The sequence below is a fragment of the Pseudomonas putida genome, assembly GCF_009883635.2.
Classification (GTDB): Bacteria; Pseudomonadota; Gammaproteobacteria; order Pseudomonadales; family Pseudomonadaceae; genus Aquipseudomonas; species Aquipseudomonas putida_W.
Window position 1 is genome coordinate 4,974,203 of the sequence record NZ_CP026115.2, and the last position, 23,152, is coordinate 4,997,354.

Consider the following 23,152-nt stretch of genomic DNA (forward strand, 5'->3'; position numbering starts at 1 on the left):
AGGCTGGAGATGATCATGGTCAAACGTAACGAACCGGGTGCAGGCAGCAAAGCGCAGGAGTCCAAGAGCCATGATCTGGTCAAGGAACCCTCTTTCCCACTTGGCAGTATTGGTAAGGGCAAGTCCTGGCAGGTCGAGGGCGACTACGAACATTACGAGGAAGACGGCCACCCTTATGTGGGGCTGGCGCCCGGGGCGTCTCTCTGGCAAGACATCACCTTGCCGGTGACGGCAAACCCAGTCGAGAATGGCCGGCCCGATTATTGGCTGGGCTGCGAGTACGATACCGGCCGCCTGACTGACTGCTGGCTGCATGTCTATGACATCACCGGTGATGAACCAGGGAACCTGCTGCATTCACGTGCAATGGAAGGGATCCAGCCGGAGGAGTCGGAGGCGTCTGACGCACTGGTGAACTGGACCACCTTGCCCTTGCTGCGTATCAAGGATCTGGCCAGCACGATCAAAGTTATTCGCATCAAATTCATTGCGGGCAAAGGCAGCAATCGCCTGAATTTGCGCAATACCGATCTGGATGTGCGCTTACCCGCGTTGGCCGCCACGCTGAGGCTGGTCGTTGATCCGGACGGTTTGAAAATCGAGCAGACAGCCCCCCCTTACAAGTTCTGTCATGGGGCAGTGCATCGGTTTGGCATTTCAGAGGTAGAGACTGACAGTTGGCTGCACCAGAAAGCGAGCTTGAGCTGGCATGGCGAGACGTTGCCCCGTGAATACGCATTACAGGCAAATCCACCCTTTAACCGGGGAGCACCGGATGAAGAAAGCTTCCAGCAACTCGAGGACGCCACGGCCTGGTTGGTGTCTTCTACCGCCAAACCGGACACGAACTCAGGCGTTTTAGCGCTAGGCATCAGTAGCTATTGGCAAGCGGAGATACGGGAGGTTGCTGCGAGTGTTGGCGACTACGTAAATGACTTGAGCGCGATCGTGGGGGGCGATAGCGCGCTGATCATCGACGACGAGAGCGCCAACAAGGCGACGCTCACCACTACCGTGTCCAACCATTTCGCACCTGAGCGAAAAGTGGAGAAGATCCCGGTCGAGTGGTGGGTCAATGGCCGTTTGCTCGGCACGGTCCCCGTCGATCAGCAAGGGCAGTCGCAGATTGATTACAAGCCCGAGAAGGGGGACGAGGGGGATGCCAATCAGGCCGAGATCACGGCAATTGTCAAGAATGAATTGGGCGAGGCCAGTCGGCAGGTCAAAAACCTGAGGGTGTTCACCACCAGCCCTTGGTTGGATCAGGTTCAGGTGTTGCTTGATGGCAAGGAGGTGGACCTCAAGAACCTCGGGCTGCACCTGAGTCGCGGCGACAAGGCGCGCAAGCTGGTTTTAAAACCCAAGGCGATCCCGGGGAACTTCTTTATTGGCCGGGATGTGATGCTGGCTTCACCGGGGGACAGTGCTGGGAAGCTGGGCATCAGTTTTGAGCCTTCAACAGCGCGAAAAATGCCTGAAAGTGGCTTGGAATGGCTGATAGAGGGGGGAAGCACCAGCGGACTTTTTACCTTCGAGGCCAAAGCGACAGGCTTGAGCGCGCCATTCGTTTTGAAAGGTGTGCAGATGTCGCAAAACCTGTCGGATGAGGCTGACCTGACAGTATCGGATGCCACCCCGAGCGGTGCACCACTGTTCTGGCGTACACAGGCCGGAAGCGTCGCCCTCTTGCCCAAAAAGGAAAGTCCTTTGGCTGACCTTGGGCTTGAAACCTGGTTGAGATTCGTCAAAGTCAACCTGGAGCAAAGCAGCATACCTGCGTCTCCGGCCTATGAGGCTAAGCGTTCCTTGATGGCAGCGGGCTTGCAATGGTCGTTGACGGGATGGGCGGCATCCAGCGGGGTCTTTGGCCTGGAGATTCATGTCGAAGGTTTCACCAAGCCGTGGGTTGTGTCGAAAGCCGTCTTGCTGTCGAAAAACTTGAACGATGAGGCCGAGATACAGTTACTTCAGTCGCCGATGTTATTTGAGCGTAAGGTCTATCAACTGGTCACTGTCGCTGTGAAGGATGGTAGTCCGTTGACGGGGCTTGGATTCAAGGGGGTCATGGAGTTTCTTGATGGCACTGTCAAGCAGGCGAACATGTCCGCTCAGCCTGGGTTCGGCAGTTTGAACCCATTGACATCCGATGGAAAACTAACCTGGGTGCTAACAGGGGGCGATGTCAGTGGCACCTTTGGGTTTGAGATTTCTGTAAAGGATTTCAACTGGCCATTACGGCTAGACGTCGGAAAGGCACTGCTGATGTCGACTACGCTCAGCGATGAGGCCGATATTAAGATTGAGGGTTCGGTACCCGACGACACGGTGGTGTTCAATCGGAAAAAGACTTACAAAGTCGAACTCGTACCCAAAACCGGCAGCCCTCTCGGTCTTTCCCGCTTGAAAGGGTGGTCAGGCACCTCCCTGCCTTCTGAGCCCGAAGTATCGGTCGAGCGAGAGATAACACCCAATGGCCTGAAATGGGAGGTGACCGCCCCTGACTCAAGTAGAAAATTTGATTTGCAGCTGTACATGAGAGGGTTCCGCGATCAAGGGTTGATCATCAAGGATTGCCTGGTTCTAGCGGAAGACTTGAGTGAAGAGGCTGAACTTCAAGTCACAGGTTCCAGCGCTGGCGGAGTGGGGCATTTCTGGCGTAAGACGTCTGGGGAGGTCCGGCTTGTGCCCAAAAGTGGCAGCCCATTGGCGGGAAGTGCGCTCAAAGCCACGCTGATGTTCGTTCCGGTCGCAGGTGGTATTACGCAGGCACAGTTGCCTGCAACACCAAACTACAAGGAGCCACAGCCCATTGCAGTGTCAGGGAGCAAGTGGAGCTTGTTACCGGCGGATGTCAGTGGCGCTTTTGCATTAGAGATAAGTGTGGGCAAGTTTTCCGGGTCGCTGAAGTTGGAAGTGGGGATAGTCCTTTCCAAATTGCTGGCGGATGAAGCGGAACTCAGGCTGAGTGGAAATGTGTGGTCAGCGCCTTTTGTGCTTTATAGAGATTACGGATATGACGACTTGATGCTGCAACCCAAGCCGGGTAGCCCACTCGGGAAAGCAACCAATTTTAGCGGGACCTTGACGTTCAAGAGCGCTGGAGGCTTAGCGCAATCCGACGTTTCATTTACCCCGGCATTCAATACGTCGCAGCCTATGACAGAAAAGGGGTTAAAATGGAGATTGAATACATCCGGCAAGAGTGGGAAGTTTGGGATAGAGGTCAAGGTTGAAGGACTGCAAGGCGTGCTGGATGTGCCTAAATGCTTCCTGATATCCAGTAATCCGGCGGACGAATTAACCTTGGTGGACCCGGGTTCCTCAAATAAGCTGATGGTACGAGGCGAGTCAGATACCAGTTCTTTCGTGGTGAAGTGGTCAGCTAGCAGTCCATTGATTGAATTGGGAGATGAACTTTTTCTCGATGCATCGGGTAATGTTGATTGCCTGGCAACCGCACCTCAGGTTGGTCAGAGAATTAAAATGACTTCGGCGGGAAGTGCGGCGTGGCAGGTGACTGCCTCTGGCACTAATAGTGGTAAACGAAGTATCAGTGTGATGTCGAAATTCATGCGCGGAAACGGCAAATCTGTCTCCTACAGGGTCCACTCAAAGTCTGCGAAGGATGAGATTCGCATTCGTTTTGGAGGGCAGCTTATCCCTGCTGATCAGTGGGGTTCGGAGGCAATGTTTAATGCCCAGAAGGCGTTGGCTATAGAGGCTGTCTCGTCGGCGCTCACGGGGAATGACTGCAAAATAAGTTACACCGTCGAAGGGGAGCAAGATAAAATTTATATATTACCTGCTGCTCCTCGTGTGTTTGGCGGGAGCGTCTCTTACTCGGTGGCTTCAGATATATGGAGGATCAGGACCTGGACTATTAATTTCTCTTTTTCTATCGATGGGCAGTCGGTCAATTTTTCGGACAAGGCATTTTTACGAGTCAAGTATACCGGTTGACACTTCAGGACACGCCGAGGGCTGGCTTTGGCTTGGCGAAAAGGTAAGTGTAGGAGTGGTAGTCACTAGTTGAATGGAGTGTTTCAATGTTTGAACCATCATCTTCCTCAACCCCATCGCCAGATGAGAGCCGCACTCCGTTTTTCTCTTCGCCTTCGCTACCCAAAGGCGGCGGCACCGTCTCCATCGGCGGCGGCATGCTCAGCGCCGGTGGCCCGGACGGCGCCGCCGGTTGGCAACTGCCGCTGCCCTCGCCAGCAGGCCGCGCCCTGTCCGCCGAACTGACCCTGCAGTACTCCTCCGGCGGCGGCAATGGCGCGTTCGGCGCCGGCTGGGACTGCGCGTTGCCGGCCGTGGTGCGCATGACCCGTTTCGGCTTCCCGAAGTACGACGCCAGCGACCGCCTGGCCGGCCCGTCGGGCGAGGAGATCCTGCGTGCAGGCGCGCCTCGCCAGGCCAGCCGCTTGCCGTTGGCCGATACCCCGGGAAACTACACCGTGACGCCGTGGCAGTCGCGCCGTGGCAGCGCGGCGGAGCGCCTGGAGCACTGGGTGGAGGACGCTGGCGACCAGCCGGCGGGCTTCTGGCTGCACTACCCCGGTGACGGCAGCTTGTCGTTGTACGGCTGGTCGCCGTCGGCCCGGCTGCAAGACCCGGCCCAGGCCGGGCATGTCGCCTGCTGGTACCTCGAAGAGACGGTTTCCGCCCGGGGCGAGCATGTGGTGTATCGCTATCGCGGTGAGGATGCCGAGGGCTGCAGCGACGATGAGCTGGCGGCCCACCCCGTGGTCACTCACGTCTACCCCGCGTCAGTGCATGCCATGAATGTCACACCCTCGACCGCCTTGCTGATCCCGCAGGGCGCCTTCGAGGAAAGCGACTTCCTCAGCTTCACCCTGTTCGACTACGGCGAACGCGGCGCCAACCCCGGCACACCGCCACCGCTCGATCCCCAAAAACCCTGGCCGCTGCGCGAGGACCGTTTCTCGTTCTGGCGCTACGGCTTCAACGTGCGCGTTCGCCGCCTGTGCCGCGACGTGTTGCTCTGGCACCGCACTGCACGCATGAAAGGTGAGGGCGACGACACACCCACCCTGGTGGCCCGCGTGCACCTGGATTACGACAGCAGTGCGGTCACCAGTGTGCTGGCGTCGGCGCAACAGGTTACGCATGAAACCAGCAGCCACATGCCGCCGCTGGAGTTCGAGCTGAGCCGGCCAGGCCGTAACGAGCCGGCTTGGCAGGCGCTGGAGGAACTGGACGGTTTCTGGTCGCCGGCCTGGCAATTGGCGGACCTGTATGGTGAAGGGATCCCCGGCCTGCTGTACCTCGATCAGGGCGCCTGGCACTACCGGGCACCGCAACGGCGCAAAGGCGGCGAACAGGACGCGATCACCTGGGGCAAGCCTCAACCCCTGCGGATTCAACCAGACAGCACGACTGGCAGGCTGATGGACCTGGACGGCGATGGTCGCCCGGAGTGGCTGGTCACCGCGGGCTTGTGCGGCAGCTTCACCCTGGCCCCCGATGGCACCTGGGGCGGCCTTGTGCCTTTGAGCGCCTTGCCGACCGAGTTTGATCACCCCCAGGCGCTGATGACCGACCTGACCGGCGATAGTCAACAGGATGTCGTGCTGTTGCGTGCCCTGGGGCCAAAGAGTGTGCGCCTTTACCCCTCGAACGGCACCGCAGGTTGGTTGGCCGCGCTCACGAACGAAGGCAGCGAGCCATTGCCTTCCGTTGAGCCTTCCGAGCGCCAGCTGGTCGCTTTCGCCGACCCCGCCGGCAGTGGCCAGGCCCACCTGATGCGCATCACGGGCGAGGGGGTGACCCTGTGGCCTTCACTTGGCTATGGCCGTTTCGCCGACGCCATCGCGATCCCTGGCTTCGAAGTCGAAGACTTCAATGCCTCAAGGGTGTTCCTGGCCGACACCGATGGCGCCGGTACCACCGATATCCTTTATCTGCAGCCTGATGGCATTCGGGTGTTCGTCAGCCAAAGCGGCAACCGCTACCAGGAGGGCGCTCTCATCCCCGCACCACACGGGGTGACGCTGGATGCGACCTGTTTCCTGCAGGTCGCGGACATGCTCGGCCAGGGCACGGCGGACCTGCTGCTTACCAGCCCTCATCATGGCCCGGGCCTGCGACCGTGCAGCTGGCTGTACCGCTTCAACGAAAAGCGCCCCTGGTTGCTGGACACCGTGGTGGACAACGCCGGTGGCCGTACGCAGCTGGCCTATCGCAGCTCGGCGCAGGCCTGGCTGGACGAGAAGGCGGCGGTGATCGCAGCCACCGGCAAGACCCCGGTCAGTTACCTGCCGTTCCCGGTGCACACGGTCAGCCAGATCACCCGCTACAACGACACCACCGGCTTGTGCCTGGGCAGCCAGACCACTTACCTGGGGGGGATATGGGACGGCAAAGAGCGCGAGTTCGCGGGTTTCACCCGGTTGCTGCAGACCGATACCCATGCACTGGCCAGCAAGGGCGCCGCGCACCTGTCGCCGCCTGCGCGCACGTGCAGCTGGTTCCATTCCGGCATCGAAGCGCATGATCAATTTGCCCAAGGGGCCCATACCGAGGCCGAGCACGGCTTCGACCCTGGCGCGGTGCGCTTCACCCAGTGGCAGGCAGAAGGTGAGCAGGCGTTCGAGCCCGAGCCGGCCGAGCGTGCCTGGTTGTTCCGCGCCCTGCGCGGGCAGCTGATGCGCGTGGAAGTCTACGGTGAGGACGGCCATGAGCGCGCCGACCGGCCCTACAGCGTGGCGCGGCCACGTTTGCAGGTGCGCGCCTGTGCGACGGCCGACCCACAGCGCCCGGCGGCGCTGGTGACGCCCGTTCAGGCCCTGACGGTTAGCTGCGAACGCATATCCGAAGACCCGCAGATCAAGCAGGACATCGTGCTGCGCCAGGATGCCTACGGCACGGTGCTGGAGAGCGTCAGCATCCATTACCCGCGGCGCCTCTCGCCTGAGGCACTCGAGGCAGAAGAGCGAGACCGGGCGATCTATCCGAAGTCGCTGCCGGAAGGGCTGATCACCGCCAGTTGCGATCCCCAGCAATACGATTGCTGGGTCAACCTTACGCGCACCACGGTGCACAATCTGGTCGACGACGACAGCTGGGTGATCGGCTTGCCCGATACCCAGCGCAAGGATGTGGTGCGCCTTGCGCTCAGCGATGAGCCGGCCGCTGGTTTCACCCTTGAGTACCTGCTGGAAAACGGGCTGCCGCTGGCCGACCCGGGCAAGACCACCCTGGCCGGCTACGAGAAAGTGGTCTGGCGCGATGCCGACGGCAGCGGTGTCGCCAACATGCCGTCACCCCAGGCGTTGGTGGCCTATACCCGCACCGCGATGCTCGACAAGGCCTCGCTGGATGTCTTGCGCCCCACCTTCGAGCAGACCTTGCAGGACCTGGTGGAGCAAGCACTCAAGGCGCCTGACAACCACCCGGAGGTCTTGCAGCGGGTGCGCCAGCGCTTGCCAGCCCTGGATAAGGATGAGTCGCTTTATCCGGTGTTGCTCGCTTACCTGAAGACTGCGCCAGACGATCAAGCCGCCAGTGGCATATTGCGTGAAGCCTTGAAATCGGTGATTTCGGTGGATGCACTACGCCTGCGTCTGCTCTATGCCGACCCGGCTCACTTGCCCGACGGCCTGCAAGAAGCGGTATACAAGCAAAGCCGCGTAGCGGATACGGCGCTGTGGGCGGTGCTGACCTGGTTTGCCAGCTATGAGGAAGAAGGCAGCACGGACCTGGCCCTGTTGCACGGCAAGGTCGATGAAGCCCTGGGTCGCGCCAATGCCTCATCTGTGTTCTGGCGTGCTGTACTGAACGCCTTGCAACCACGTGTCGATGACGTGCAATTGCCGCAGGCCAACCAAGCCTGGCTGGGTGCAGTCCAGACGTTGCTGAACAGCCGCGTGCAAGCCGAATCGCTGGCTGAGCTGCTCAAGCGCGGTGGCTATGTTGCCATGCATCGCGCTCCTGATGCGCCGGAGCTGGCCGACCCCCACGACCCGGAGGGTATCGGTACGCCGGGTATCCTGGGCGAACCCTTGGTCGAGGAGGCCTATTGCGGGCACCACGGTATCAGCCTCTACCACGGTGCCGCGCAGTTCTGGCTGGCCAGGACGGTACAGGAGAACACGGTCACCGGGCCCATCCAGCTGGAATACACCGCCCATGGCCTGGCGCTGCGCCTGGTCACCGACGCTGCAGGCCTGACCACGACGGTCGAGGCGCATGACTGGCGTTTTCTCATGCCGATCCAGATCAAGGACGCCAACGACAACACCAGCACCGTCGAGCTTGATGCCCTCGGCCGGGTACGGCATACGCGCTTCTACGGCACCGAGACGCCTGGTGGCAGTGATGAAGCGGTGATGAGCGGCTACACCCCGGAGGTGCCCTTCGACCCACCTGTCTCGGTCGAAGCTGCGGTTGCGCTGAACCTGAGCAAGAAGGTCCCGGTGGCCCAGGCGTTCACCGTCATCGCCGACAGCTGGATGCCGCTGGCGCTGAACGCCGATGGCAGTGTCGATGGCACACGACGGTGTGGCGAAATGGCCTGGCGCCGCGTTGCCCGGCACCTGAGCCGTGATGGGCTGGCCGTGCCATCGATCATGGATGGGCGCACGCCGCCCCATGTGATCCAGATCCAGACCGACCGCTATGACAGCGATCCCGAACAGCAGGTCAGGGTCAAGGTGGTGCTCAACGGCGGTGGCCAGATCTTGCAGACCGCCATTCTCAACCCGCCGGGCGAAGCCTTTGTGCGGACTGAAAAGGGTGGGTTGGAGACCGACGACAAGCAGCAGGCCGTCACCCGCGACACCGAGGTGCGCTGGGCGGTGACCGGCAAGACCGAGTTCGACAACAAAGGCCAGGCGGTGCGCGTGTGGCTACCGTTCTATCTGGACGACTGGCGTTGGGTCAGCGACGACAGCGCGCGCGAGGGCATCTACGCCGACACCCACTACTACGATGCCCTGGGCCGTGAGTACAAGGTGGTGTGCGCCAATGGCGAAGATGTGGAAGGTGAGTGGGCCAACTACGAACGGCGGGTGCAGGTGTACCCGTGGTTCACCGTGTCGGAGGACGAGAACGACACTTGGGCCGAGGTGATCGAGCTGGCGCGGGCCAGGGCCAGGCGGACGTTGCACTGAAGGCAGGAGGCCCTCTATGGTAGTCACCTCGTTAGCCCTCCAGCATGACGGCACGCCGGAGTTTTGGTCAGGTAGTAACAAGGGGCCGCAAGCGGCCCCGGGAATCTCAAAGCTGCCCGAAAGCCTGAATCTCGATCCGATATTCAGGCGTCGCCAACGCAGCACCCACACACGCCCGCACTGGCGGCTGACTCCCCACCCAGGCGTCATACACCTCGTTCATGGCCGCAAACTCGCCCATGTCCGCCAGCCAGATCTGCATGCGCGTAAGGTGCTGCTTGCCTGCCCCGATCTGCGCCAGCCATTGCTCCAGCTGCGCCAGCACACAGCGGGTCTGGGCAGCGATATCACCCGATTCCAGCGCAACGATCCCCGAAGTCTCGATGCGCCCATCCACCAGCACCATCTGGCTGGCCCGTGGGCCAGGGTTGATCCGTTCGATCATCTGCCGGCTCCTCAGAACAGCACGTAGGTCTTGCGCAGGGTTTCGTGGATATGCCACACGCCCTCGCAGTTTTCCGGAAACAGCACCGCATCGCCGGCACGCAGCTCCACCGGTTCGCCACCATCAGGGGTGAAGGTGCAACGACCGCTGACGATATGGCTGAACTCGCGGTTCTTGAGGAAGCGGCGGAATACCCCCGGGCTGCTTTCCCACACGCCGATGCTGGCGCCCACCGCTTGATCGGTCTGGTCCTGGGCAGACGCGGCATGGGCGACAGGTTCGCCAATCGGCAGGCGGGCAGGGGCCGGCTCGCCCAGCAGCGAGGCAGGGGCATTGCGGACAACAGTAAGGACTTGGCTCATGACGGGTTCCTTCAGGCTTTACGAGCGACAGATTTATAGGTTGGCGAAGCCGATGCGGCTTGCCCGCCGAGGGCAGCGGCCTGCTGCAGGTCGAGCTTGCTGGTTTCGGGGGCCAGCCACCAGGAAATCAGCGCACCGAACAGCGAGATCAGCGCAGCGGCGAACATGGTGTTGGCCACGCCATAACTGGCCAGGGAGATCGGCACCAGGTAGGTGCCCACGGCGGCGCCAATGCGCGACAGCGACGTGGCCAGGCCTACAGCAGAGGCACGGATCTCGGTAGGGAACAGTTCGTTGGGGTACACGTATTCCAGCACCTGAGCACCGCCGATCAGCACCGCATAGGCGCCGAACAGGACCAGCACGGTGGTTGGCGACGCTTCGGGGAACACGCCCAGCAGCACCAGCGACAAACCCGACCAGAGGAAGCTGTGGATCAGCATCTTGCGCCGGCCCAGGCGGTTGATCAGCAGGGTCGCCAACAGGCAGCCGAGGGTGAACAGGAAGGTGATGGCGATCGAGCCGTAGGCGGCCCAGTCGCCGGTCAGTTTCAGCGCCTGCAGCACCTTCGGTGCGAAGGCATAAATGGCGAACAGGGGCACGATGGCGCAGGTCCAGAACAGCGTGACGAAGGCCATGCGCTTGCCGTAGCCGGAGTGGAACAGCGACCACAGCGACACCGGTTTGCCGCTGCTCTGCTCAGGCAGGTCGGCAATCGAGTAGTCCGGGCCGTAGACCTTCTTGATGACCGCGTCGGCTTCGGCCTTGCGGCCCTTGCTCAGCAACCAGCGTGGCGATTCCGGCGTGCCGCTGCGGGCAATCAGGAACAGTGCTCCCGGCACCAGCGCACTGGCCAGCACCCAGCGCCAGCCGTCGTCACCGCCCACGCGCAGCAGCAACTCGCCGACCACGTAGGCTACGGCAGCACCGGCAAACCACATCAGCACCATGGCTGCCAGCAGCGGGCCGCGCTGCTTGCGCGGGAGGAACTCGGCCAGCAGCGACGTGGCGATCGGATAGTCGGCACCGACCGCGACACCGATCAGCAAGCGCCAGGCGAACAGCGCCCAGGCTGACTCGACCCAGAACTGCGCCACCGAGAATCCGACGATGGCGATCAGGTCCACCAGGTACAGCACCTTGCGCCCGTACTTGTCGGTGAACCAGCCACCGATGAAACCGCCGAGGAACACCCCAATCAGTGCCGAAGCCGCGATCAGGCCTTCCCAGAAGGCCGACAGCTGCAAGGCGTTGGTGATCTGCAGCATGGCCACGCCGATGATACTCAGCACATAGCCATCGAGGAACGGCCCGCCTGCGGAGTAGACGGTCAGTTTGCGATGGAAGGCATTGAGCGGAGCATCTTCGACAGAGCGTTTGGATGTGGTCATTCAACTTACCTCTTGTTGTTATTCACGCATCAGCGTCGCGGCACTATGGCACTGGCTTCGCGGGGCTCCATATAACGGCTGGGACGAGTCATGGGATGCGCTGGCGGGGCTTGCTCAGGGCTTATGCAAGTTGTCCTGGATGTTCTAGAGGCGAGGGTGGGGGCTTTTCTACTGTGTGCAGGTGGCTTGGTTTTTCGCTGCAGAACAATCACAAGAACCTGGAACCGAACTCATGATCCGTCCTCCCCTGGAATCCCTCGACGGCGACCACTACGACGTGGTGGTCATCGGCGCCGGTGCGGTCGGCTGTGCCGCCGCCCGGCAACTGGCCGCGCGCAACTTCCGTACCCTGCTGGTCGACCGTGGCGACATCGGCGCCGGCACCTCGTCGCGCTCCAGCCGCATGCTCTATTCGGGCCTGGGCTACCTGGCCACGCGCTACCCGCTGTGGCAGATCCCGTTTCGCCCGCTCGACATGTGGCAGCGCCTGCGCTACACCCGCGAGGTGATGCGCTGCCGCGCCGAGTTGGTCAAGGACATGCCCGGGCACCTGACCAAGCACCGTTTCCACTACCCGTTCCGCAAGGGCGACCGCTACCCGCCATGGCTGGTGGACATGGGCTTTCGCCTGGTCGAGGCGCTCGGTGGCTGGAAGGTACCCCTGGCCTACCGCCGCCACTCGGCCCAGCAGGCGGCCAGCGACAGTGCCATGGCTGCCGGCCTGGGCGGCCCGTTGCGTGGCGTGGGGGTGTTCGAGGAATACATGTACGCCTGGCCCGAGCGCATCTGCGTCGATACCGCGCTGGACGCGCAATGGCGCGGCGCGACGGTGCGCACCTATACCCGCGTCAGTCAGCTGCAGCGCAGCGAGGGTCAGTGGCAACTGACCCTGGACGAGCAGGCCCCCGAGGCGCTCGGCCAGGCGCACGTCACGGCCAAGGTGGTGATCAACGCCGCCGGGCCCTGGGTCGATCGTGTGGCCGGTGCGGCCGACCGTGGCCCGCGGGTGCTCGGCATCAAGGGCGTCAATGTGATGGTGAGGCTGCCAGAGGCCTACCGTGGCCAAGGCCTCGAAGCGTTCTCCAGCAAGGGCGAGCCTTACTACGTGTTCCCCTGGCGTGAATTCCACTTCATCGGCCCGACCGAGTCGCACTTCACCGACGACCCGGACACGGTGCGCGTCGAGGACGGCGAGATCGACTACATCCTGGCCGAAGCCAATCACCTGTTCCCCGACCTGCAACTGACCCGCGCCGATGTGCAGCACTGCTGGTGCGGCGTGCGCCCGACCTCGACCCTGGATGGCCGCAGCACCTACTTGCCGGTGCGCCTGAGCGAGGCGGCCGGCAAGCCCGATCTGCTGACCCTGACCGGCTCGACCATCATGCTCCACCGCCATGCCGCGCGGGTGATCGCCCGTGGCGTAGAGGCGCGCCTGGGCAAGCGGGGCAAGGCGCCCAAGGGCATGATCGAGCGCGAGCGCATCGATGGCGAGGACATTGCCCGCATCGTTGGCCGCGAGCATGTGGTGCGGTTGGTGGATCTGGTGCGCCGGCGTTTGCCGTGGGGGCTGGACCCGGACCTGGGGCGCGAGCGGGTGGAGCAGTTGTCACACCGTGCGGCGGCGGCGATGGGCTGGTCAGAGGCGCGGCGCCAGGAGGAACTGAAGCATTTCGAAGAGGACACTGCCCGGGTTTATCGCCAGCTTTAGATCTTCATCAAGGCCGCTGGCCCTTTCGCGGGGCAAGCCCGCTCCTACAGGCCTGTGGTGATCCTGTAGGAGCGGGCTTGCCCCGCGAAGAGGCCGGACCAGGCAACCTCTATCGCCCAGGCAACCCCGACCGGGTCAGCAAGGCATCCAGCACCACCTCGCAAGCCGCCCCCCAGTTGGCACTCACCGGCTGATGCATCAACACCGCCAAACCGTCGGCAGTGAAGGTCCCAGGCGTGGCGATCGCCTGCCCCAACGCCTTCAGGGTGTACTCCGGCTGCTGCTGCGCGCTGGTCACGCAATCCTGCAGGTTGCCCAGCACCAAGGCTCGCGCTTCGGCCGCCGGCAAGCCCTTGTCGGTCAGCCACTGCTGCAAGTCATGCAGCAGGAAGTAGAACCAGCCATTCATGCACGCCGCCACCGTGGCCAGCTCGAAGGCCGGCTCATCCTGCACCACCACCAGGTTGCCCAAGGGCCCCAGCCACTGTTCGGTCAGCGCATCGGCCGGGCATACCACCACGGTGGACTGGTTGTACTGCGCCGCATACGACAGCATCACCCGCACGCAATGCGCACCCGGGAAGGCCGTACCCAGCAGTTCCAGGCTGACCCCGGCCGCCAGCGAGATCAGGCGCTGGCCGGGGCGCAAGCGCACTTCGCCGGCCAGCTGGGCCAGCGATTCCGGGCGCACGCCGAGGATAACCAGGTCAGCCTGATCGACCACCGCCTGGTTGCTCGACAACACCTCGCACCCTTGTTCCACAGCAAGCACCTCGGCCCGCTGAGCGTTACGTGGCGACAGGTAGAGCGCGCCCTCGAAACCACTGCGGCGCAGGCCGACCACCACTTTTTCGGTCAGCTCGCCGACCCCGAGAATACCCAGGCTGTGCATGTTGCCTCCTTGTCAGCTTTCCAGGCCGGCACGGCGCTGGCCCCAGTGCAGGTTCAGGTTGACCCCCACGCTCAGCAGCGGTTCCGGCGGGTTGCGGTTGGGGCCATCGGAGCCGAGCAGGAAGTCGATCAGCTCGTCACGCTCGCCGCTCAGCCAGTCGGCCAGCAGGGTGCCGGTGGCAGTGCCACGGGTGATGCCCAGGCCATTGCAGCAGAGCGCTGCGTGCACGTTCGGCGCCAGGGTGCCGAAGTGCGACAGGTGGTTGCGCGACAGGCACATCGAGCCACCCCAGGTGAACTCGAACGGCAGGCCCGAGAGCATCGGGAAGCGCCGCTCGAACGATTCACGGTGCTGACGCCCGGCGCGGTCCAGGTAGCGCTGCTGGGCGCGGCCGTTGGCATTGAAGCTGAAGCTGTTGCGCACCAGCAGGCGCTGGTCCGGGGTGCGCCGCAGGGTACTGCCGAACGGGTCGGCGGGAATGATGCCCCAGGTCGCCTTGCCGCCCAGGCGCGCCTGTTCTTCTTCGGTCAGCGCACGGGTCATGCTGGCGTAGGTGAAGATCGGCAGCAGCCGGCCCGGCAGGAAGCCGAAGTACGAGGCGAAAGCGTTGTTGGTCAGCAGCAGCTGGTCGGCGACGATCTCGCCGTGGGCATGCTTGAGGGTGATGCGCCGGCCCTGTTCGAGGCGGGTGATGGTGGTGCCTTCGTACAGCGTGACGTTGCCCGGCAGGCTTTCGGCCAGGCCCTTGGCCAGCGCGGCGGGCTGCAGCAACTGGGTGCCCGGGGTGTACAGCGCCTTGCGGTAGAAGGCGGTGCCGAAGTGCTCGGGCAGGTCGCGGGTGTCGATCATTTCATAAGGTTGGCCGAGCTTGTCGAGGCCGCTGCGGTAGGCCTCGAGCACGGCCAGGCCTTTGTCCTCGACCGCCGCCTGGTACTTGCCGTCCGGGCGGATCTGGCAGTCGATGCCGTGCTGGTTGATCAGCCCGCGCAGGATCGACTGGGCGCGCAGGTTGAGCTTGAGGTTCATCCGCGCCGTGGCCAGGTCGCCGATGTAGTCGGGGGCGCCGATGTCGTGGGGCAGGTCGATGGCAAAGCCGGAGTTGCGCCCCGAGGCGCCGAAACCGACCTCCTGGGCTTCGATCAGAATGATCTCGTCGTCAGGGTGGTGAAGCGCCAGTTGCCGCGCCGCGGCAAGGCCGGTGAAGCCCGCGCCGAGCACCACCCAGCGCGCCTCGCTCCGCCCCCGGTGCGCGGCGCGTGGCTGGCGCTTGGGGCTGAGGTGGAACCAGCCGCAACCGTTGTCGTCCGCGGGGGTAGAGGTGTTTCTGTACATGGGATTTTATCCGTGTTGTTTTCTTCACTATCGCATCGGGGTTTGCGGCGGGCATATAACGGGAGGGACGGGTGGTGGGATGTTCGGGCTCACCTGTGCCCGGCAGGTGCACGGCGGTAAAGCGGCCGCGGGGTGCTGGGGTCAATTTCGGTCAAGTGGCTGCCGGCCGCGACGAACCCGGCATGTTCGGCCAGGCGCTGGCTGGCCAGGTTGTCGATGTCGGTGGTCAGCCACACCGGGGCATCGACATTGTCCAGCAGGCAGGTCAACGCCTCGCGCATCAGGCCCTGACCGCTGCTGGCCTGGTTTGCCCAATAGCCTACTTCATACTCGTCATTGCCCGGGCGCAGGCCGATGCAGCCGATGACATCCCCAGAGCCCGGAGCAAGCACGAAATAGCGCTTTTCCTTGACCGGGTCGAGAAATTCCTCGGCGCTCAGTTGCAGCGTTTCCTGCACTTCCTTCAAGGTCCAGTCGGGCTTGGCCCAGGCCAGGAACGGCTCATGCAGCGCGTAGCTGTCGAGCAGTGCCTGCCGCAATTGCTGGGCGAACGCCGGCGCGGGGCGGACCACCAGGGTTCGGGGCGTGGACAAGGTGCGGGGCAGATCGGGGTAGGGCATTACAGGCCTTCCAGGGCGGGTTGATCGGGCAAGCTAAGCACATTTTTGTGTAATCTGTGCGAGCCGTTTCGCGGGTTTGCCGTGAACGCCCAAACCGATCATTCAAAGGAAACTGAAGGTCCGCCCATGCCCGAATACACGCTGCATTGCTTCGCCGAATCCGGCAACGCCTACAAAGCTGCGCTGATGCTCGAACTCACCGGCCAGGACTGGCAACCGGTGTTCGTCGATTTTTTCAACGGCCAGACCCGCGACCCGCAATGGCGCGACGAGGTCAACGAGCAGGGCGAGGTGCCCGTGCTGGAGCACGCCGGGCAACGGCTCACCCAGTCGGCGCTGATTCTTGAATACCTCGCCGAGCGCACCGGCCAGTTCGGCTCGCGTGACGACAACGAGAAACGCGAGATCTGGCGCTGGATGCTGTTCGACAACCACAAGTTCACCAGCTACTACGCGGCCCTGCGGTTCCTGCTATGCCTCAAGAAGACCGGTGAGACCGAGGTGACTGGCTTTCTGCGCGAGCGGGCCACGGCGGCGTACCGGATTGTCGATGCGCACCTGGCGAAGACACCGTTCATGGTTGGCGGGCGCCTGACCATCGCCGACCTGTCGCTGGCAGGGTATGTGTTCATGCCGGAGGATACCGGGATCGTGCTGACCGAGTTCAGCCATATCGAGGCGTGGAAGCAGCGGATTCAGGTGGTGCCGGGGTGGAAGCTTCCCTATGATTTGATGCCCCGGACGGCGTAAGCCTGTACCGGCCTCTTCGCGGGACAAGCCCGCTCCTACAAGGACCGCGTCGCACCTGTAGGAGCGGGCTTGTCCCGCGAAGAGGCCGGTACAGGAAAAACAGATTTCAGTAGCGGACCTCAACGCCTACATAAGCCCCGATCCCATCACCCGGCCAGAACGATGCGGTATCCAGCCCGCGCGCGTTGTACACCGGCGTCACCGCCGTCACGTAGGACTTGTTCGCCAGGTTCTTCAGGTCCAGCGACACCTTCCAGTTGCCTTTCGGAGCCTCATACCCCAGGTTCGCCCCCCAGATCGTGTAAGACGGCGCATACAGGCTGTTGGCGTAGTCCACCGCCGTACGCGATGCCGATTGCACGTTGACCCCGGTGTACCAGCCGCTGTGGTCCTGGTACTGCAACTCGCCCTGGTAGATATGCTTGGGCACGCCCGGCAGATGGTTGTCGCCGAAGGTGTCGTCATGCCGGTAGTAGAAATCGTTGTAGGTGTACGACTGGCGCCAACGGACCAGGTCGCCCTGGGGGTTGTCCCACAGGCGCGTGTTGAGCCCGGCCTCGACGCCCTGGTGAATGGTGGGCGAAGCGTTGAACGCGCCGGTGACCGCTGCTGCAGTAGAGGTGGCGGGGATGATCTGCACGTTCAGCAGTTCGTCATGGATCCACGAACGGTACAGCGCCAGGCTGCCGTCGAAGATGCCGTGCGAACCCTTGATGCCGACCTCGAAGGTGTTGGCCTTCTGTTCCACCAGCGGGCGGATGTACGGCAGGGTCGGGCCGGAACCGGAGTATTCCCAGGAGGCGGGCGGGTCGATGCTGCGGCTGAAGTTGGTGAACACCTGCAGCTCGGGGCTGAACTCGTAGCGCAGGCCGATGCGCGGGGCGACGCTCCAGTTGTCGTAGTCGACATGCTGCGGGAAGGTGGTGGTGTTGGGGTTCACCGCGTAGTCGATGTTGACCTTGCGCCGCACGTTGATGAACGACACGCCACTGGTGAGCCACAGGTTGTCGATCAGGTTGATGTCGTTACCCAGGGCGATTACCCGGTCGAACGAGTCCTTGTAGTTGACCTGCTTGAGCGACACCTTGTTGCCGTTGGCCGAATCGACCCCACCGCGCAGGTGCTGGGTCGAGGTGAAGGCGATGTTGCTGCGGCTCTCATGGCCGAACAAATAGTCGACGCGGTCGTAGCCCAGCAGCAGGCCGAGGTCGTGCCAGTCCCAGTAGCTGGGGTTGCTCGGGCTGCGCGGGCTGTTGGTGTGGCGGTAGTCGTGGTACGACAGGCCGAAAGTCAGCCGTGCATCGTCGTCGAAGGTGTAGGTGGTTTTGCTGCCGACCCAGATGCTGCCCGGGCGGCGCGCCCCGGCGCCGCTGCTTTCGGCGGTGGCGCTGGCCCGGCGCGGGTGGTGCAGGGCGTTATCGAGGGTGGTGGCGCTGGGGTCGTTGTGGGTTTCGTCGCGGTAGCGCAGCAGCAGGCGGGTTTCCAGCTTCGGGGTGAAACGGTAGCCGGCGTTGGCGACGATGCCGGAGCTTTTCGACAGGCTGTAGTCGCGGTAGCCGTCGTTGCGGTAGTTGTCGGCCTGCAGGTAGTAGTCCAGGTCGCCTTCGACTCCGCCGTAGCTGATGCTCTGTTTCTGGTAGTGGTAGCTGCCGGCTTCGGCGCGCACGCGCAGGCCGGGGGCGCTGTAACCGCTGTGGTTGACGAAGTTGACTGCGCCGCCGAGGGTCAGCGCACCGTACTGGAAGGCGTTGGCGCCGCGCAGTATCTCGGTGTAGTTGACGCCGCTGGCGTTGAGGAATTCGTACGGGGTGCCGCCGGGGCCGGTCAGCGGCAGGCCATCGAAGAGAAACTTGATGCCTTCGCGAAAGTAGCCGGGCGAAGTGTTGGCACCGGAGCCACGGATCGAGATTTTCGCCGCGTCGTTGCCGCCGGTAGACTGCACGAATACGCCGGGCTGGTAGGCGAGGGTGTCCTGCAAGGTGGCGGTACGGCCTTTGGCGACCTCTTCGCTGTCGACCACGCTGGTGCCGCCAGGCACTTCGGCGAGGGCGCTGGCGGCCTGTTGCACTTCAGTCTGCTTGGCGGCCTGCACGGTCACCGTGCCGAGGGTCGGGTCAGCGGCCAGTACCGTGACCGGGGCCAGCAGGGCCGTGGCCGCGATGGCCACGCGCAAGGGATGGGGATGAATCACACGCATCGTTGTATTCCTTGAAAGTCATCTTGGGTCCTCGGCGTTCTATGGGAATAGTCAGGCCTGTCGAAATCGGTTAGAGCAGTTTTTGTGCCAGCTGGCAAAAGGCCGTAAGTTGGGTTTTTGACCGGTTCTAAAGTGTGCGCTGATGAACGAAACAGCAAGTTTTGTTGTGGGTGTGTTGGAATTTAAACAGTGCCGGTTATATACAAATATCCAAGTCCAACAGTAAGCCCGCTCCCGCAGGGCTGCAATGCCTGACTGTCTGCAGTCCAACAGTAGATGGGCAGTTTGTCTGGTTGGCGTGTCTGGACGGTTGCTGGCGTCCAGTAAATACGTGGAAAAAAAGGCTGGCACGACAACTGCAATAGCACTTTATGTAGCCGTCTATATAAAGGGCCTGCTGTGCAGCGATATTCCCGATTATTCAATGTATACCTGTTGGCCAGTGCGCTGTTAGTTGCCGCCTGCTCGCCCGCCACGCCCCCGCAAACCCAAAATGCCCTCAAGGGCGAAGCAGTCGGCGAAGTGAACGGCGTTATGCGCTACCCAGCCAGCGACTTCGTCGAACAGCAGGCCGGACAGCGCGGCGGCACCTTGCGTGTGTCGGCAGCGACCGACGCTGGCAGCTTCGATATCCATGCGCTGTCCAACGGCAACATGCAGTGGATGGGCCGCATCCTGTTCGATTGCCTGGTCTACCAGGCCGAGGACGGCACCCTCACACCGTGGCTGGCCAAGCGCTGGGAGATCAGTGCCGATGGCCTGACCTACACCTTCCACCTGCGCGAAGACGTCACCTTCAGCGACGGCGAGCGCTTCGACGCAGAAGCGGTACGGGTCAACCTTGAACACATGCGCGACCCGAAAACCAAGTCGCCTCTGGCGGCAGCCTACATCGCGCCGTACCTGCAGGGCAGGGTGGTCGATCAATTCACCTTCGAGGCCACCTTGCGCGCGCCCTATGCGCCATTTCTCGATGTGCTGTCGCAAGCCTGGCTGGGGATGATCTCGCCACGGCAGATCATCGAGGCGCCCGCGACCATCGCCAGCCAGCCGATCGGCACCGGGCCGTTCGTATTGACCGGCTGGGTGCGTGACCAGCGCGCCAGCTTCGCCCGTCGCCCGGGCTACGACTGGGCGCCTGCAGCGATCAACCACCAGGGCGAGGCCTACCTCGACGGCATCGAATTGAGCTACGTCCCCGAGGCGATGATCCGCTACACCTCGCTGGAAGCCGCCGACAACGACATGGCCCTGGACGCCCCGGCACAGAACGCCACGGCGATCCGTGGCAACCCGCAGCTGATCCTGCGCAACCGTATCCGCAAGGGCAACCCGATGCGCAGCATCACCTTCAACGTAGAGCGCGTGCCGTTCGATGACGTGCGGGTGCGCCAGGCCGTGGCCAAGGCCATCGACCGTGACGGCCTGGCGTGGATCTCCGGCTTCGGCGAGTACCTGGCCAAGGGCGATTTCCTCGCCGTGAACACCCCCGGCTATGACCCCGTGGCACGCAATGCCCTGGCCTTCGACCCGGCCGAAGCGGGCCGCCTGCTGGACAGCGCCGGCTGGACCGGACGCGATGCCGAGGGCTACCGCACCCGTTACGGCCAGCGCCTCGGGGCGACCTTGCTGACCTACGACAACCCGGCGTTCCCGGCCAACGTCTCGGTGGCGGCCCAGGCGGACCTGCGCAAGGTCGGCTTCGACCTGCGTATCGAGCTGCTGCCGATCAGCAAGGTCATGGAGCTGCGCTACCGGGGCAATTTCGATGCCCTCGGCGGCGGCTACTGGCACACCAACACCGCTGACGGGCTGTTCATCCTCTACCACAGCCAGTCGATCCCCAGTGCCCGGATGATCGGCCAGAACGTTGGCCACTTCCGTGACGCCAGCCTTGACCAGCTGCTCGGCGACGCCCGACGCAGCACCGACCCGGCACAACGCCGCGCACTGTATCGCCAGGCCCAGCAGCGCCTGGGCGAGACTGTGCCTGCCGTGCCCTCGGTGGAGAGCCAGATGCTCCTGGCCTATCGCAATGCAGTCGGCGGCGTGCTGTTCGACGGTTCGCACAACGTTCCCCTGTTCACCAGCGTGTGGCTGGCGAAGGAGCAACCATGAAACTGCTGGCCACCTTGCTGCGTCGCCTGCGTGACGGCGTGATCGTGCTGTGGGCGGCAGCCAGCCTGACCTTCCTTGGCATGCAGCACAGCGGTGGCGACACCGCCCTGGCGATTCTCGGCGGCCCGGATGCCATGCCGAGCGAAGCGCTGCTGGCCCAGGTGCGTGCCGAATACGGCCTCGATCAGCCCTTGTGGGTGCAGTACGGCCATTACCTGCTGCGCCTGGCCCAGGGCGAGCTGGGCGAGTCGTACCGGCTGCGTATTCCGGTCGGCCAGGCGATAGCCGAACAGGCCGGAGCGACCCTGGCCCTGGCCAGCAGCGCGGCGGTACTGGCGGTGCTGCTGGCGCTGGCTTCGGCATTGCTTACCGCCAACCGTGGGCGCCGTTTGCGCGCGCTGGTGTCGGGCATCGAACTGGTGCTCTCGTCAGCCCCCAACTTCGTGATCGGCACGGTGTTGCTGCTGGCCTTCGCCTTTTACTTCCACCTGCTGCCACCCTCTGGTTCAAGCGGCTGGCGCTCGCTGGTGTTGCCGAGCCTGGCCCTGGCGCTGCCCATCGCAGCGGTGCTGGCCCAAGTGCTGCGCCAGTCGCTGGAGCAAGTGCTGGAACAACCCTTCATCACCCAGGCCCGCGCCCGCGGCATGGGTGAGACCGCCGTGCGCCTGCGCCATGCCTTGCGCCACGCCCTGGTGCCGCTGGTGACCCTGGCCGGCTACGTGTTTGCCAGCCTGCTCGGTGGTGCCGTAGTGCTCGAACTGCTGTTCGGCCGCCAGGGCATCGGCCGGCTGATGCTCGACGCCACCGCTATCAAGGATGTGCCACTGGTGCTCGGCGTGACCCTGCTGGCGGCGGCCCTCTATGTGCTGGTCAACCTGCTGGTGGACCTGGCGACCCAAGCCATCGACCCGCGCACCGCGCGCCCCTGAATTCAAGAGAAAGGAACTGTCATGAGTCAAACCCCGATTACCGACGCCGAACTGGATGAGCGCTTTGCGCCGCTCTACGCGCGCATTGCTGAAGGCGCGGTGGCCCGCGAGCAGCAGCGCACCCTGGCCCATGAGCCGGTGGCCTGGCTGCGCGAGGCCGGCCTTGGCGCCCTGCGCGTGCCCCACAGCCACGGCGGCCTTGGCGCGACCTTGCCGCAGTTGCTGCGCCAGCTGGTGCGCCTGGGCCAGGCCGATTCCAACCTGCCGCAGATCTTCCGCGCCCACTTCGGTTTTGTCGAAGGGCGTCTGTCGTCCAACGACGCCGCTTCCCAGGACTACTGGTTCGCCCGCGTGGTCGCCGGTGAGCTGTGGGGTGCGGCCATGGCCGAGCGCACCGACAGCACCGGCAATACCGTGCAGCTCAGCGAGGGCGAGGGCGGTTACCGCCTGGACGGTGAGAAGTACTACTGCACCGGTACCCTCTACGCCGACTGGGTCGCAGCGGTGGCCAACCACGGTGATGACTTCGTCAGCCTGGCGGTGCCGACTCGCGCGCCGGGCGTGGAGCGGGTCGATGACTGGGATGGCTTCGGCCAGCGCCTGACCGGCAGCGGTACCACGCGCTTCACCCAAGTGAAGGTGCAGCCTGAGCATCTGCTGCGCCGCTTCGCCAAAGGGGAGTTGCGCGCAGAGTCGTATCTCACGGCGTTCTACCAAGCGGTGCACCTGGCGACGCTGGCCGGCATCAGCCGAGCGGTGCTGGCCGATGCCGTGGCCTTCGTCCAGGGGCGCACCCGCGCCTTTGGTGTGCCCGGGCAATCGCAACCGGCCGCCGACCCGCTGGTGCAGGCGGTGATCGGTCGGCTGTCGAGCCTGGCCTTCGCCGCCGAGGCCCAGGTGGCTGCCGTGGGCCAGAGCCTGCAGGTGGTATTCGAAGCGGGGCAGCACGGCGAGGTGCCCGAGCAGCTGTACACCGACGCCGAAATCCATGCCTTCCAGGCCCAGCAGATCGTCCTGCCGCAAGTGCTGCAGGCCAGCACGTTGCTGTTCGAGGTCGGCGGCGCCTCGGCCACCAGCAACACCCGTCGCCTCGACCGCCACTGGCGCAATGCTCGCACCCTGGCCTCGCACAACCCGGCGATCTACCGCGAGCAGGCACTGGGCGATTACTACCTCAACGGCATCAGCCCGGCCCAGGCCTGGCGCGCCCGACATGCTGCCGCCAGTGAAGGGCAGGGCAGCGGCGACGAAGCCAGCGCAGTCTGATCAGG

14 protein-coding genes are annotated in these 23,152 nt (G+C 63.6%); 7 read left to right on the forward strand and 7 right to left on the reverse strand.

The genetic code is table 11. From position 1 onward, the window contains the following. Positions 1-15: 15 nt before the first annotated feature. Positions 16-3,960 (forward strand): hypothetical protein, encoded by a 3,945-nt coding sequence (locus C2H86_RS22790; RefSeq protein ID WP_159409940.1) that lies wholly within the window; start codon positions 16-18, stop codon positions 3,958-3,960. A gap of 86 nt (positions 3,961-4,046) precedes the next feature. After that, positions 4,047-9,134, forward strand: a complete 5,088-nt coding sequence (locus C2H86_RS22795) for a SpvB/TcaC N-terminal domain-containing protein (RefSeq protein ID WP_159409941.1) — start codon at positions 4,047-4,049, stop codon at positions 9,132-9,134. 106 nt (positions 9,135-9,240) lie between these two features. Here the strand turns inward: C2H86_RS22795 and C2H86_RS22800 are convergent, their stop codons facing one another. The 3 genes from C2H86_RS22800 to C2H86_RS22810 are packed head-to-tail and all read right to left on the reverse strand — an operon-like array spanning position 9,241 to position 11,332. Continuing rightward, on the reverse strand, positions 9,241-9,579 hold the full coding sequence (locus tag C2H86_RS22800) for a RidA family protein (RefSeq protein WP_159409942.1): 339 nt from the start codon (positions 9,577-9,579) through the stop codon (positions 9,241-9,243). 11 nt (positions 9,580-9,590) lie between these two features. After that, on the reverse strand, positions 9,591-9,941 hold the full coding sequence (locus C2H86_RS22805) for a cupin domain-containing protein (protein WP_159409943.1): 351 nt from the start codon (positions 9,939-9,941) through the stop codon (positions 9,591-9,593). 11 nt (positions 9,942-9,952) lie between these two features. Next, a complete protein-coding gene (locus tag C2H86_RS22810; protein WP_159409944.1) occupies positions 9,953-11,332 on the reverse strand; it encodes an MFS transporter in 1,380 nt (459 codons plus the stop codon). Positions 11,333-11,564: 232 nt separating this feature from the next. Here C2H86_RS22810 and C2H86_RS22815 point away from each other — a divergent pair, with 232 nt between their 5' ends. Next, entirely contained in the window at positions 11,565-13,043 is a 1,479-nt protein-coding gene (locus C2H86_RS22815; protein ID WP_159409945.1) for an FAD-dependent oxidoreductase, read from the forward strand. A gap of 109 nt (positions 13,044-13,152) precedes the next feature. Here the strand turns inward: C2H86_RS22815 and C2H86_RS22820 are convergent, their stop codons facing one another. The 3 genes from C2H86_RS22820 to C2H86_RS22830 all read right to left on the reverse strand — a co-directional run bounded on the left by C2H86_RS22820 (position 13,153) and on the right by C2H86_RS22830 (position 15,887). Beyond that, positions 13,153-13,935 (reverse strand): NAD(P)-binding domain-containing protein, encoded by a 783-nt coding sequence (locus tag C2H86_RS22820; protein WP_159409946.1) that lies wholly within the window; start codon positions 13,933-13,935, stop codon positions 13,153-13,155. A 12-nt stretch (positions 13,936-13,947) separates the two neighbouring features. Beyond that, positions 13,948-15,267 carry an NAD(P)/FAD-dependent oxidoreductase gene (locus tag C2H86_RS22825; protein WP_159409947.1) on the reverse strand — a complete coding sequence of 440 codons (1,320 nt, stop codon included), beginning with the start codon at positions 15,265-15,267 and terminating at the stop codon, positions 13,948-13,950. 89 nt (positions 15,268-15,356) lie between these two features. Then, the gene (locus C2H86_RS22830; RefSeq protein ID WP_159409948.1) at positions 15,357-15,887 is read right to left on the reverse strand and encodes a GNAT family N-acetyltransferase; all 531 of its coding nucleotides are present in this window, start codon (positions 15,885-15,887) and stop codon (positions 15,357-15,359) included. Between the two features lie 126 nt (positions 15,888-16,013). Here C2H86_RS22830 and C2H86_RS22835 point away from each other — a divergent pair, with 126 nt between their 5' ends. After that, positions 16,014-16,637, forward strand: coding sequence for a glutathione S-transferase family protein (locus C2H86_RS22835; protein WP_159409949.1), 624 nt, complete (start codon positions 16,014-16,016; stop codon positions 16,635-16,637). A 106-nt stretch (positions 16,638-16,743) separates the two neighbouring features. On the opposite strand, the gene C2H86_RS22840 is transcribed toward C2H86_RS22835, so the two are convergent. Further along, positions 16,744-18,834 carry a TonB-dependent receptor family protein gene (locus C2H86_RS22840; RefSeq protein ID WP_159409950.1) on the reverse strand — a complete coding sequence of 697 codons (2,091 nt, stop codon included), beginning with the start codon at positions 18,832-18,834 and terminating at the stop codon, positions 16,744-16,746. Positions 18,835-19,368: 534 nt separating this feature from the next. Between C2H86_RS22840 and C2H86_RS22845 the strand changes: the two genes are divergently transcribed. The 3 genes from C2H86_RS22845 to C2H86_RS22855 are packed head-to-tail and all read left to right on the forward strand — an operon-like array spanning position 19,369 to position 23,147. Next, positions 19,369-20,952 (forward strand): ABC transporter substrate-binding protein, encoded by a 1,584-nt coding sequence (locus C2H86_RS22845; RefSeq protein ID WP_240349631.1) that lies wholly within the window; start codon positions 19,369-19,371, stop codon positions 20,950-20,952. Continuing rightward, positions 20,949-21,881 carry an ABC transporter permease gene (locus C2H86_RS22850; protein ID WP_159409952.1) on the forward strand — a complete coding sequence of 311 codons (933 nt, stop codon included), beginning with the start codon at positions 20,949-20,951 and terminating at the stop codon, positions 21,879-21,881. Before C2H86_RS22845 ends, C2H86_RS22850 begins: the two co-directional genes overlap by 4 nt. Positions 21,882-21,902: 21 nt before the next feature. Beyond that, entirely contained in the window at positions 21,903-23,147 is a 1,245-nt protein-coding gene (locus tag C2H86_RS22855; RefSeq protein WP_159409953.1) for an acyl-CoA dehydrogenase, read from the forward strand. Positions 23,148-23,152: the final 5 nt, after the last annotated feature.

Bases quoted from the DNA above. Each gene is read 5' to 3' on its own strand.
- C2H86_RS22790 (WP_159409940.1), top strand. From the start codon at position 16: ATGGTCAAACGTAACGAACCGGGTGCAGGCAGCAAAGCGCAGGAGTCC.
- C2H86_RS22795 (WP_159409941.1), top strand. From the start codon at position 4,047: ATGTTTGAACCATCATCTTCCTCAACCCCATCGCCAGATGAGAGCCGC.
- C2H86_RS22800 (WP_159409942.1), bottom strand. From the start codon at position 9,579: ATGATCGAACGGATCAACCCTGGCCCACGGGCCAGCCAGATGGTGCTG.
- C2H86_RS22805 (WP_159409943.1), bottom strand. From the start codon at position 9,941: ATGAGCCAAGTCCTTACTGTTGTCCGCAATGCCCCTGCCTCGCTGCTG.
- C2H86_RS22810 (WP_159409944.1), bottom strand. From the start codon at position 11,332: ATGACCACATCCAAACGCTCTGTCGAAGATGCTCCGCTCAATGCCTTC.
- C2H86_RS22815 (WP_159409945.1), top strand. From the start codon at position 11,565: ATGATCCGTCCTCCCCTGGAATCCCTCGACGGCGACCACTACGACGTG.
- C2H86_RS22820 (WP_159409946.1), bottom strand. From the start codon at position 13,935: ATGCACAGCCTGGGTATTCTCGGGGTCGGCGAGCTGACCGAAAAAGTG.
- C2H86_RS22825 (WP_159409947.1), bottom strand. From the start codon at position 15,267: ATGTACAGAAACACCTCTACCCCCGCGGACGACAACGGTTGCGGCTGG.
- C2H86_RS22830 (WP_159409948.1), bottom strand. From the start codon at position 15,887: ATGCCCTACCCCGATCTGCCCCGCACCTTGTCCACGCCCCGAACCCTG.
- C2H86_RS22835 (WP_159409949.1), top strand. From the start codon at position 16,014: ATGCCCGAATACACGCTGCATTGCTTCGCCGAATCCGGCAACGCCTAC.
- C2H86_RS22840 (WP_159409950.1), bottom strand. From the start codon at position 18,834: ATGCGTGTGATTCATCCCCATCCCTTGCGCGTGGCCATCGCGGCCACG.
- C2H86_RS22845 (WP_240349631.1), top strand. From the start codon at position 19,369: ATGCGCTACCCAGCCAGCGACTTCGTCGAACAGCAGGCCGGACAGCGC.
- C2H86_RS22850 (WP_159409952.1), top strand. From the start codon at position 20,949: ATGAAACTGCTGGCCACCTTGCTGCGTCGCCTGCGTGACGGCGTGATC.
- C2H86_RS22855 (WP_159409953.1), top strand. From the start codon at position 21,903: ATGAGTCAAACCCCGATTACCGACGCCGAACTGGATGAGCGCTTTGCG.